The organism is Candidatus Phytoplasma melaleucae (assembly GCF_030588185.1).
Classification (GTDB): Bacteria; Bacillota_I; Bacilli_A; order Acholeplasmatales; family Acholeplasmataceae; genus Phytoplasma; species Phytoplasma melaleucae.
The window spans coordinates 1-12304 of the sequence record NZ_JAOSID010000005.1 but is presented as its reverse complement, the minus strand read 5'-3'; the positions used below and the strand labels follow the sequence as shown (position 1 = coordinate 12304).

The window sequence follows — 12304 nt, the reverse complement described above, 5'->3', positions numbered from 1 at the left end:
TTACTTTCAGCGTTCATTGTCTGTAAAGCCACTACTTCTTGCGTTTTAGTTGTAAGTTGTTGCCCTAGTTGGTTGAGTTGTTGTTCTAATTGTTGAATAACTCCTTTTTTCTCATTTAATGTTGTTTGATGTACTTCCAATTGATTTTTTAAATTACTGATTTCAGTCTGTAATTGCGTTTTGGCTGTGAGTGATAAACGTTGATTATGAGTTAATTCTTGATTTTTTTGTTCTAAAAGTTGACTCGTTTCTTGAATATTTTTCTTTAATTGAGTAATTTCTTTTTTTTGTCCGTTAACCGTTTGTTGAAGTTGGTTAATCTGTTGTTCTTGCTCTTGAATAGTAGTTGTGAGTGTTTGGACCTGTTCTTGTAACCCTACAATGTCTTGTTGTGCTTGTTGATAATCTCGTTGTAAGCTATCGAATTCAGTTTGCGTAGCTTGTAACTTACGTTGATGGTCAGTTAAAATAGTTTGTAATTGTCGTTTACTTTCAGCGTTCATTGTCTGTAAAGCCACTACTTCTTGCGTTTTAGTTGTAAGTTGTTGCCCTAGTTGGTTGAGTTGTTGTTCTAATTGTTGAATAACTCCTTTTTTCTCATTTAATGTTGTTTTATATGATAAAAGATCTTGAGATATTTGTTGGTTCTCCTGATTCAACTGTTGTATTTTTTTTTGTGTTAAAAAATTAGCTTTTTTTAATTCTTCAAGATTATTTTCTAAACTTTGTTTTAAAGACTTAGCATTTTCTAAATTCAGAAGAATTTCATTTCTTTGATCTAAAACTTGTTTTCGAAGAAAATTGATTAAATGACTTTGTTCCATAATAAACTTTTGTTGTTGCGAACTTGCTATTTCGTACTGATATAATTCTTCTTTTAGTTGTCGAGTATCTTTATTTTCTTTTTCTAAAGTTATAATTTGTTTAAAAATATCAAGTATATATTCGATCTTTTTTTTAGAAATAAATTCTAAATTAGATGGATGCCAAAGTGCCCAATAATAGCCTTGTTTCGCTCGAAATTTTTTCTCTTTATGATATAAATAAGCATTATAATTTTTTACGTCTGCTTCATTACCTGGAAATACAAAAATATATTTTTCTGTATCAAAGACACTTTCGGCTATTGTATTTTCAAATTCGTTTATTATGTTATACTTATCTAATAATTCTAAACTAGTTTCTAAATTATTATTTTTATTTAGTTTCTCCCAACTATAATAACTTTTGTCAAATTCTTCTAAAATGATTTCTAATGCTTTTGCCAATAATAATTTGTTTTGCTCAGAATCACTAGTTTTAAGATATTGCGGAAAAGTATTTTTTAATGTTTCTAACGAAGTAAATTTTTTTTCTGAAATATTTTCTAATTGCGTTAATAATAAATTTCGATTATCAGATCCAAGAGCATTTATTTTTTTTGTTGTTACAAAATAAAATATTAAAAATAATAAAAAAAAATTTAAAAAAAATTTCTTTTTTATTTTCATATTTAATGTTTCTTTATGAGAAAACCTTTCTAAATTAAGAAAATTCTTTTTAGTCTTTAACAAAAAAATTAATATTTTTCTAACCATAGAAATATAAAAAAATAAGTATTGTAAATGAATGTTTATAAAGTTTAAACTCTAAACACTTTTTTTCAACAATTTAAATAAATTTAGATGTTTCAAAAAATTTAAACAAAAAAATCAAAAAATATATACAAAATACTTATTACTGATCTTGGAATAATCTTATTAAACGAGCAAATATTAAAATCCTTTTGTTAAATATTGTTATTGCTCTTATCATAATTCTAGTCGCAAAAAGATACAGAATACAAGTAAAAAATATAAAAAATTTTAAGAAATAGGCAAGACAAAATATAAATATTTTAAAAATTTTTTTATAGTACTATACAATTTTTATTATACTCAAAATTATGAAGATTATTAATTTTTGTATTATTATGATTTTAATTTTTTTAAAAAATGCATTGCCTCTTAAATAATGCTTTTAAATTAAAATTTTATTTAAACGAACTTAATTAAAAGAGAAATTTATTGTTAGTTGCTTTTCCAGAGCACTTTAATTATTTTTTTTTACATTACAAAAAAAGAGCAAAAGAATTTTCTATAATAAAAATTTTTTGAGTTTTTTTAAAAATAATAATAATGATAAATGAAATATTTCAAAGAAGACAAATAAAGACTTGACATTTGTTAATAATATGTTAGGATGTTAATATAATAAAGTAAATACTTTAAAGTTGTTCATCGTTCTAATAACAATCATACTATTTCATAATAAATAGTTTAATGAATAAGGAGTTTTATAGTAAATGTTAAAATTAAATAATCAATTTAAAATAATTTATATTTATCTGTTTTTCTTTTTAGGTTTATTGTTTATAAACAATAAAACTCTATTAAGAAAAGTAATAGCAATGAAAAATGTTGAAAATAATCAAAGCAAACAAATTGAAATATACCATGAAGCAGATCAGCCTAGTGAACAAGAAGTCTATGAATGTATTCAAATAATAAAACAAATTCTAAAATTAACTCACAACATTAAACAAAAAAACCCTCACTTAGCTAATTATTCTATAGAAGAAATAATAAATTGGGTTGGATTTTTTTGTCAACAAGAAGAGGAGGATATTTACAAACTTATTTCAATAGCACAAAAAGTTCTAAATTTTACTCAAAATATCAAACAAAAACGTTCTCATTTAACTAATTATTCAACAAAAGAGATAGCAAGCTGGTTTTTTTTCTTTTTAAAACAGAGAGATAAAATAAATTATTCGTCCTTTGCTTAAATAAATATAACTAAATAAAAATGTAAAAAAACTAAAAAACATAAGACACTTAGATTATAGATTAGAAGAAATGTGAAAGGAATTAATGAACTGTTAAAATCTAACCAGAACTTCATTTTACAGATTTTCTATTCTTTTCATGGAATCGTTCTGTCGAAAAATTAAAAAAATTGATAAATCATTAATCATTAGAAACTTAATTAGTTTAGTTAGTGCGATAATAAATAATTAATTTTTTTAAAAGGTTTCGAAAAAAAAGAGGTAATCAAAATGCAGCTTATTTTCTTTTTTTTTGTTGAGAATGCTCAAAGAAGGTGAACAAGCGGATATATATAATTTTGAGATAATAGGTAAATTATCCTTTTAATTTGTAAAAGTTTTTAAATCATGTTTTATAACGGTATCTATATATACTTACAAAAAAAAGTATTTTTGTAAGTTTCTTATTTACAATGATGAAAATAGTTTATATAAAAAGCTTTAATTATTTTTAATTTTTCAAGATTGGGTTCTTTTTGTTAAAAATTATTAATTTTCTTTGTTATTATCAGTTTTATCAAGGTATAAACCTTTATATTTTTGTTGTTTTTCTATTAAAAGAGTCCTGACAAATAATAGGTCTTTAGGTTCAACATATAGAACTTTTTTTTGGTGATCGTAATATGATTGAGAAGGACTATTGTTATTTACAGGCATATTATTTAACATAAATAACTGTATTTCAGTAAAATTTTCTATTTTGTCAAATATTTTTTGTAAGCTTTCGGGAATTTGCTTTTGCAAATTTTCATCTTTCAAAGATAAATTCGTAGCTTCTTTGATATTGTTTACACTTTTTTTGTCATCGTTGTTGTTTACCTTGTAGTTCCCGTTGTTATTTATACCATTAAACATATTATTATTGTAACTTTGTATTTTATTTAATTCTTTTTCTAAATAACTTATTTGTTGTTTTAATATTTCTTTTTCAAAATAACTTTTTTGCTGGTTTAATTCTAGTCTAGTTTCTATTTTATGTTGGTTTAATTCTAATCTAAGTAAGTTATCTTTAGAATTTCTAGTTTCTCTTTGATGGATTTCTAACATTTTTAATTCGATTAAAGTCAAATTATTATCTGTATTTTCTCCGTAGGGCATTTGGTTTTGTATTGAAATTTGAGGTATTTCTTTATTATGAATGTTATCAATATCTTTCTTTTTTTTAAAAATAAAATTGAAATTTAGTAATAGTATATTACATAAAAATTTAATTAAATTTTTTAATAATATTTTAACGATTTCGGAAAAAAAACAGAAAAAAATTAGATAAACCCACCAGTAAACATCTAAAGGAAATTTGTTAAATAAATTTTTAATATCTTTCATAACAAGTATTTTCTACCCTTTATACATTATTACAATTTTCAAATTGTAAATATATTAAGACATATAAAAAAATCTAAATATAAAACTTGTTTATTTATGTAGATATTTTCAAACAATTCATATAAATTATTTAAACGCTAAAATCCCAAAAAAGACCAGATATCGAATCATATTCATCTCCTAATATGTTTATATTATAGTAGAATAAGCATTCTTTATGAAAATCATTTTCTTTACGTTTAATTTTGACTTCGATTTCTCTGATTAATAATAAAGACTGTTCTGTTGTATAAAATACTTCTACTTTCGTTTTTAAATCCTCTAATTCCTTGTCAAATTCATCTAAAAATAATGAAATTGTTTTTATTCTAGAAATATTAATAATATCTTTTTGTAAAAAAACTTTTATATCATTCTGAATTTGATTTATTTTTGTTTGTAGGTTTTCTATTTGTCTTAAAGCTCTATTATCGGAAATTTTGTGCTTGTTTTTTGTTTTTTCGTTGTTTAATTTTTCTTGCATATCGTTCTCCATTGCATAAATATTTAATAATGAAGGCGGGATTATAATCCATTTTTTTGAAAAAATTATTGCAGCGGAAAAATTTAAAAATAACCAAACATAAATTACGGAAATAAATGCTTTTCTAAAATTCAACATTATATAATTTTCATCCTTTTACTCATTGATAGTAGTCTCTAAAATATCTTTTTTAAGGCTATTATATCATTTTTAAGAAAATATTTCAATATTTGCTTTAATTAGCGTTCTAACATAAGATTAGATTGATTTATTAATTCGATGAATATATTTTTAAATTATTGTTAGTGGTTTTCTATGTAAAAATATTTAGTTTTAACAAATATTATTCCAAACTAAATATTTAAACATATTTCTTTTTAGACTTAACTATATTTCAGATTAGGATATATTTTATTATTGCTTATGAATTTTGTGACTTATAATGTTAGTTATACTTACTAAAATAAGATAAATTATACTTACAATTACAAAAGGGGTTATAGTGTCATAAGTTATTGCAATGTTTCTTTGGGCTGACCATAATAGGCTAGTTAAACCAATTATAGAGAATAAAGCGGTATCTTTGAGATTAACAATAAATTGATTCCATATAGAAGGAGAAGTTCTTTTTAAGGCTTGTTCTAATATAATATGTTTAAAGACTTGTTTTTGATTCATTCCTAACGCATAAGCTGCTTCTATTGGTCCTTGATCTAAAAATCTAATATGATGAAGAATAATGTTCATAAAATTAAAAGCATTATTAAAAAGTATTATGAATAAAGAGATAAAAAAAGGACCAACGGGTTCTTTTAATAGATCTATTTGTTTTATCAATATATTGTAAAGTAACAAAGCTTGAATGGCTATTGGGACTGCTTGTGCAAAATTACTACAAAATGTTGTTATAATCAAAAGTATTTTTTGGCTCAATAGCAGAAATTTTTTTTCACTAACATTACTACAAAAAATCTTGATATGTACTAAAATTAAAGCTAACATAAAACCTAAAAGAAGACTATCAATTGCCAATGTCAGAGATACAAAAAAACTATTTTTATATGTTTGTACTATTTTGGTTAATTTTTGCATAAAAGAAATTTTATTACGAATTTTTGTTTGTATATAATTATAATCTGTAAAGGCTTTTTGATAATATTTTTCTTTGTCGGAAGAGGATATAGATTCTATCGCTTTTTGTAGGGAGTTTGCTAATTTTTTATTCTCTTTTGCTACAAAAATTCCTAATGGTAATTGAAATTCTTTATCTATGTGAGTTATTTTTAGTGATTTAAATTTTTTTTCATTTCCAGGAGTTAATTCCAGTATATTTAACACTGGGAAATCAAATATAAAAACGTCTGCACTCTTGTTTTCAATTTCATAAGCACAATTAACAGCATCTTCTTTAAAATTAGATTTTTCGTAATTAGATAAATGATTTTCTTTTTGTAATTTATCTAATATTTCAATGTCATATATGGTTTGAGTCATAGTATTTAGTTTAATTTTTTCTTGACTTTGAGTTATTATTTTATTTAAGGTTTCTATTGGTATGGAATTAGAATTCAAATGTTCTTGAAAACGTTTATCATCCCTTCTTAATAAGATACCTACATCGGAAAAGCCATATTTAATAGCTAACATTTTTTTTTCTCTTTCTGGTGTTATATTCATATTTCCTATTGCTGCGTCAATAGAACCATTTTGTACAGCGTTTAATACTCCTACTGGAAAACTGTATAACTTAATTATTAAATTTTTGCCTATACGTTTAGCTAAATCTTGGAATAATAATAAGTCAAACCCACTTATAGATTCGTCATTTTCAGTCTTTATACTGTTTGGAGCGTTATAAGCATCAAAAGCTAAAGGAGGGCAATTATTAACAATTCCTAAGGTAATTGTATTTGAACTTTTATTTTTATTGAAAAAGATCATAAAAATATTAAAATTAAGATAAATAAAAATAGCTAATAAAAAGAAAATTATTGATAATTTTTGCCAGTTTTTTAAGTATTTTTTAATTTTTTTTATGCTCATAAACCAATGTTTTCCTTTCTATAAGAATATTTATCATCTCGTTATTTATTTTTTATCTTTTTTAGATTACAGTTATAAAATATATTAACTAATAACTATCTTGCAAAAATTAATTTTTGCATTACTGAATTAAATTTTTATACAAAAAAAGATTTAATTTTAGGGCATTTATTGATTGCAAAAATATCATACAAAGTACCTCTCTCTAAAATTTTTCCATTTTCCATGAAATAAATTTGGCTAGAAACTCTTTTCGCAAATTGGAGTTCATGGGTAACAATAATTAAAGTTATTTGTTGTTTATATACTAGTTTTTGTAATATTTCAAGAATGTCTTGTGCAGATTCAGTATCCAAAGCGGAAGTAGGTTCATCTAATAAAATAACTTGAGGGGTCATACATAAGGTTCTAGCAATAGCTACTCTTTGTTTTTGTCCTCCTGAAAGTTTTTTTGCTTTTTCGTTAATAAAATTTAACATTCCTACTTCTTTTAATTTTTGTCTAGCTATTATTTCTGCTTTTTTTGAATGTATTTTAAGAACTTTTATAGGAGCAAGACAACAATTTTCTAAAACTGTTTTTTCATCAAATAAATTAAAATTTTGAAAAACCATGCCTATTTGTGTTCTTAAATGAGATAGATTAACGTTATGTTTTAAAATATTTATCTTATTAATTAAAATTTTACCCGAATCAGGTTTCTCTAATAAATTTAAACATCTTAAAAAAGTAGATTTACCAGAACCAGATCGACCAATAATAGTAATCACTTCTTTTTTTAAAATTTTACAGTTAATATTTTTTAAAATTAATTGATTATTAAAAGATTTGTTTAAATTTTGAACTTCTATTAAATAGTTCATTATTTGATATATCCTCCCTTTCCTTAAAAAAAATTCTTATTTTAAAATATATCTAAATATTTCACGCATATTTTCATAAAAGCATTCTATGTAAATAATATTTCAAGATCTAAAAATTTTTGGTTTATTTAAAGATATATTCTATACTTTAAGTATTTTTTTGTCAAGTTAATACCATTAAATTAATGTAGAAATCTTTTTTTCAACAATTAAATAAAACTAAATCAATAAATATGAATTTAAGGTTCCAGATAGATTAACTATTTTATAATTGATGGATTTTCTTGAATTATAGATATCATCTACCATAAAATTGTTTGAAGTACAGAAAGAAACTTGTTATTCTTCAAAATAAGAAGTATTTGTACTAATTTAAAAATTTTATATAAATTACCTTTCAACTAAAGATAATTTGGATTATTTTCTTTCTTGTTTGTATGTGCTCTAGCAAAATCTAAATATTATGATAAAATCTGATTACATATGATCAGCGCACTGAAAACACCTTTGCATTTAAAATTGCTCTTTAAGACTAAAAATTAAGTTGATATTCCCTATCTGTTTAAACTTTTTGCGATATAATTCTTTAGTTTCAAAAGATATTTTTTTAAATATTTAACTTTTACACTATATCGTTAGGTGAAAAAGTTAAAAAAGTACCAATAAAATGAAATTAAAATTATTTTTTTACATAATTATTTTATTTTGGCAAAAAAATGCGTAAAAAAAGTAACCTTTTTTAAAAGGTTAAATATTTTAAATAAATTAAAAAAATTATTTATCTAAGATTTGGGATAGTATATTGAGATGGCGATGAAAAATTTAATTTACCTAAAATCCATTAAGTATTCCAAAATTTAGGGAAATAATTGATTAATTTTTTCAGTTTTTTTTAAAAATAAAAAAGGACGTTGATATTGTAATATACTTTTCATTTGGCCGAAAAAGTTTTCAATTATGGGATTGTCGCACGGTGTGGCTTTTTGAGCATGCTAATGAAAAAACATTTTTTTAGTTAAGATTTTTTACACTTAAAATGTTTAATAAACGGTTCCTTGATCGAAATGAATGATACAAGATGAATAATTTTGGGTAGTTTTTAATAGTAGTTAAAACTAAATCTTTATTTAGATATTTTGAAGTATGGGAAAGATAATTTGGTTATTAAAAGAGTCTATAATACAAGGAAAATATAAAAATCCTTGATTAGTTTTGAAATAAGTAATGTCGGTGAAGATTTTTTGTAATGGCTTTGTGAGAAAAAGTTTTGATTAATTAAATTCGGAATAACTTGCAGATTATTTTTTAAAATTACGATAAGCAAAATATTTTTTAATTTTTAAACGACAACAATCCCGTTTTCCTTCTTAATAATGTAAACTTTTTTCTTATTGATGTTTTCGTTAAAGATTTTTCGGTATAAATCAGTAACTTTACGATGACCATAAAAATATTGATAATGCAAACACAAAAATTTAATACTTTTTTTGTTGTAAAAGGTATTTTCATTCTTTTACTTAGAATCTGGTTTTTATTTTTAACTAATAATAAATACTCCGTTTAATTTGAATCGTTTTTAAAATAGTCTTGATATTTAAGTTATTTTTAAATTGTTTAACTAAATCTAAAAATGATCTTTTATCAATTTTTTTGAATTTTGGTAACTATTTTTTTGTTAATAACTTAACTCTTTGATTAATTTATTCTAATTTCATGATTAAAAATACAATTATCTCTATAAATCTAATATTATATATATTAACTTTTATAATTATAAAAAATTTTTTATTTTATGGATTAGTGAGCGCATTGATATCTTTATTTACTGTAATAAATCCATCCATTCAATATTGGTAAGGCTGTTAAATTAAAAAAACTAAAATTACTTAATAATTTAAATGAACTAAAAAATAAAATTATTTATCAAAAAAACTTTTATGATATCAATAATCCATAATGACAAAATATAATCTGATAATATCAAAATATCGCTTTTCATTTAAGTTAGAAAAACATAAGGATTTTAGAAGGACAAAATAGTTAACAAATAGTCAACAAAATGAGCACAACTTCATCCAGTGGCTTAAATATTTATACTTAGATGGTGATTTTTTTAACGCAGTAACCTTGTTGGTTTTTAGTTAAAAAGAAGCGAATATATTTCAAATCTTCTTCAGGATAATAAATAATATTTAAAACTTTTTAATAATTAGTTTTCAGAGTATGATGATATTTATTGAGTTTATGATCAGCTAATTTAAATAACTTTAAAGTTTCTAATTTATTTGATCTCAATTTTTCCAATGATTTCTTTAAATCAATCTTTTTTATATCTTGATAGTTAATTTGAAATAAAGGATAGTTATTTTTAAGGAAGTTATTTGGCATTTTAATCATGGTCAAAAGATTAAGTAGTTTTATATGCTATTACTTTGAGTAGAATGGGTTTAAATTATTACCAGGCGATACTTTTTAATTTAAGCTAAGATTTGAAAGTAAATAAAAAGAGTTTGGTTTTTTAATCAGAGATAGGTAGCTGGTTAATAATCATGCTTTTTTTAGTATGACTTAAATATTGATGTTCAATAACAATATTGATATCTAAATGTCTAAAAATTATTTTATTTCTACTAAATCATCAGGAATTTTTTGGGTTTAGTTTTAGAAACAAAAAAAGACTAACTTATTAAGTTAATCTTAAAGTTTTTTTAAAAACAAAAAGTGTCTAATTTTTGGGAACAACTCACCAGTGTGACCAGAGTAAATGTTTTTGGAATTATAAATATCAGAAAAAATTATAAATTATAAGCTCATTCTTATATGTTTAATTATTTCTTATTTTAATTACTATCTTTTTCGTTCTATATGGCAGAACAAAAAAATAAGCTATAAATAAATGTAAATACTTTAAAAAATATTTTGATAAAAAATTGAAAAAAAATTTTAAAAATAATTTATAATGTAGGTGTAGTGGTTTTTGATCACTATATTTTTCAAAAGAAGTATGTAATTGATGCATTCAGCATCATATTACCATTGATATTTTACAAAATTTATAATTAAGTTAAAATAGTTTAAAAAAAGAAAAAATTAGAATTCAAATTTGTATTATTTAACATTAATCAATAAAAAAATTTAAATATTTACTAATTTAGTTTATTTACATATTTAATATGTATTAAACGTTAAAAATGAAATATTAAAGAGGAAATATTAAAAATTAACAAACCATATAAATCATCAAATGTTTTAAAAATATCTTTTATCATCGCAGCACTTATAACTTTATTGGCTTCGATTATTTATCTTAATTTTTTTCAAAAATCCAACACCAGCAACGACGAATATAAACAAAATTTAACTTCTAAAGAAGATTTAGATTCTTATGATGCTCATTTAAAAAGAATTCATTATATTATCCAAGAGATGAAAGCAGAAATGTCTCAAAACCAAGAATTAACTAGCATTTTAAGAGATGAATTACAAAATAAATTACAAAATAAATTACAAGATGAATTACAAGATGAATGTAAAGAACAATGTGAAGATACAGAAAAAGAACCAATGGAATTAAAAAAAAGAGTTGGTTTGAGCAAAATTCTTTCAAAAATAAATTTTTTAACAAAAAATAAAAAAAATAATGATGAGTTAATAAAACAAGAAGATGTTATTGCTACTGATGAAGAGAACATACAAGATATTGGCCAGAATAATAAGCCAAATAATTTTTAAAAGATAGTGAGAAAATATTTAACAAAATAGAAATTATAAAAAATTAATTGACAATTTTCCATTAATGTTAATTAAATAACATAAATTAAAATAAATTTTTGAAAATGTTTGTAATTAGAAAATAAAAAAGATCTTATAACTAAGGTCTTTTTTATTTTAATTATCGAAATCATTACAATCAATTAAAGACTCAAAAAACCAAAACAAAATTTTTTAATTCTAATAAAAACTAAAATCATTTTTTTATAATATAATTAATCTTAATGTAATGTAAAAAGATAATATTCATAATTAATGAAATATAAAGAAGATAGGATAACAAATTAAAATTAAATAAAAAATTAACTAAGTCTTTTAGTTTATCAAAAATAAGTGTATAATGTATGATGTTTAATACTGTTAAATTTAAATATATAACGAAAAAATTGTGTAGTATTTTATTCTTTTATTATTTATAGTAATTATTGCGACATGCATAATATATAAAGATGGCGGTTGTGGCGAAGTGGTTAACGCAGCGGCTTGTGGCGCCGATATTCGTGGGTTCAATTCCCATCAGCCGCCCCATTATTATTTTATTAGAATACATGTATTTGTTTTTTTGTAATTAAATGAGAAATAAAGGCCCATAGCCAAGTGGTTAAGGCAACGGACTTTGACTCCGTTATTCGTTGGTTCGAATCCAGCTGGGCCTGCCAATTAACTAGACCAAATAATTAAGCGGATGTGGCGGAATGGTAGACGCACTAGACTTAGGATCTAGCGCTTTAAGCGTACAGGTTCAAGTCCTGTCATCCGTACCATAATTTTTCTCCTACGAAAGGGATATGATGTTAACGGTAGGTGCGCTAGTTCGGGCGTAAATGAAAGAGGATTAAGGCACCTCGTTCCTCATGATAATGGGAAGAAGTAACGGATTAACCTGAGTTTGAAAAAACAAAAGGGACCAAAGCATATCCGTAAAGTGATTAA

The 12304-nt window shown here is 22.8% G+C and carries 8 protein-coding genes and 3 tRNA genes; 5 read left to right on the top strand and 6 right to left on the bottom strand.

All coding sequences use genetic code 11. The annotated features are described in order from the left end of the window. A partial coding sequence (locus tag OC680_RS01535) for a coiled-coil domain-containing protein (protein ID WP_304515363.1) occupies positions 1–1490 on the bottom strand: 1490 nt, incomplete at its 3' end. An 833-nt stretch (positions 1491–2323) separates the two neighbouring features. On the opposite strand from OC680_RS01535, the gene OC680_RS01530 reads away from it, so the two are divergent. Beyond that, complete coding sequence (locus OC680_RS01530) at positions 2324–2806, top strand: SVM family protein (RefSeq protein ID WP_304515362.1); 483 nt, start codon at positions 2324–2326, stop codon at positions 2804–2806. Between the two features lie 528 nt (positions 2807–3334). Here OC680_RS01530 and OC680_RS01525 read toward each other — a convergent pair. The 5 genes from OC680_RS01525 to OC680_RS02235 all read right to left on the bottom strand — a co-directional run bounded on the left by OC680_RS01525 (position 3335) and on the right by OC680_RS02235 (position 9065). Next, positions 3335–4171, bottom strand: a complete 837-nt coding sequence (locus OC680_RS01525; protein ID WP_304515361.1) for a hypothetical protein — start codon at positions 4169–4171, stop codon at positions 3335–3337. 130 nt (positions 4172–4301) lie between these two features. After that, a complete protein-coding gene (locus tag OC680_RS01520) occupies positions 4302–4832 on the bottom strand; it encodes a hypothetical protein (RefSeq protein WP_304515360.1) in 531 nt (176 codons plus the stop codon). 276 nt (positions 4833–5108) lie between these two features. Then, positions 5109–6737 (bottom strand): transporter substrate-binding domain-containing protein, encoded by a 1629-nt coding sequence (locus tag OC680_RS01515; protein ID WP_304515359.1) that lies wholly within the window; start codon positions 6735–6737, stop codon positions 5109–5111. Between the two features lie 137 nt (positions 6738–6874). Beyond that, complete coding sequence (locus OC680_RS01510; protein WP_304515358.1) at positions 6875–7600, bottom strand: amino acid ABC transporter ATP-binding protein; 726 nt, start codon at positions 7598–7600, stop codon at positions 6875–6877. Between the two features lie 1339 nt (positions 7601–8939). Continuing rightward, positions 8940–9065 (bottom strand): hypothetical protein, encoded by a 126-nt coding sequence (locus OC680_RS02235; RefSeq protein ID WP_338140590.1) that lies wholly within the window; start codon positions 9063–9065, stop codon positions 8940–8942. 1823 nt (positions 9066–10888) lie between these two features. Here OC680_RS02235 and OC680_RS01500 point away from each other — a divergent pair. The 4 genes from OC680_RS01500 to OC680_RS01485 all read left to right on the top strand — a co-directional run bounded on the left by OC680_RS01500 (position 10889) and on the right by OC680_RS01485 (position 12135). After that, complete coding sequence (locus OC680_RS01500; RefSeq protein ID WP_304515357.1) at positions 10889–11332, top strand: hypothetical protein; 444 nt, start codon at positions 10889–10891, stop codon at positions 11330–11332. A gap of 491 nt (positions 11333–11823) precedes the next feature. Further along, positions 11824–11899, top strand: a tRNA-His gene (locus OC680_RS01495). A 55-nt stretch (positions 11900–11954) separates the two neighbouring features. Beyond that, positions 11955–12030, top strand: a tRNA-Gln gene (locus OC680_RS01490). 22 nt (positions 12031–12052) lie between these two features. After that, positions 12053–12135, top strand: a tRNA-Leu gene (locus OC680_RS01485). Positions 12136–12304 lie beyond the last annotated feature (169 nt).

Coding starts and splice junctions, on each gene's coding strand:
- OC680_RS01530 (WP_304515362.1), top strand. CDS start 2,324: ATGTTAAAATTAAATAATCAATTTAAAATAATTTATATTTATCTGTTT.
- OC680_RS01525 (WP_304515361.1), bottom strand. CDS start 4,171: ATGAAAGATATTAAAAATTTATTTAACAAATTTCCTTTAGATGTTTAC.
- OC680_RS01520 (WP_304515360.1), bottom strand. CDS start 4,832: ATGTTGAATTTTAGAAAAGCATTTATTTCCGTAATTTATGTTTGGTTA.
- OC680_RS01515 (WP_304515359.1), bottom strand. CDS start 6,737: ATGAGCATAAAAAAAATTAAAAAATACTTAAAAAACTGGCAAAAATTA.
- OC680_RS01510 (WP_304515358.1), bottom strand. CDS start 7,600: ATGAACTATTTAATAGAAGTTCAAAATTTAAACAAATCTTTTAATAAT.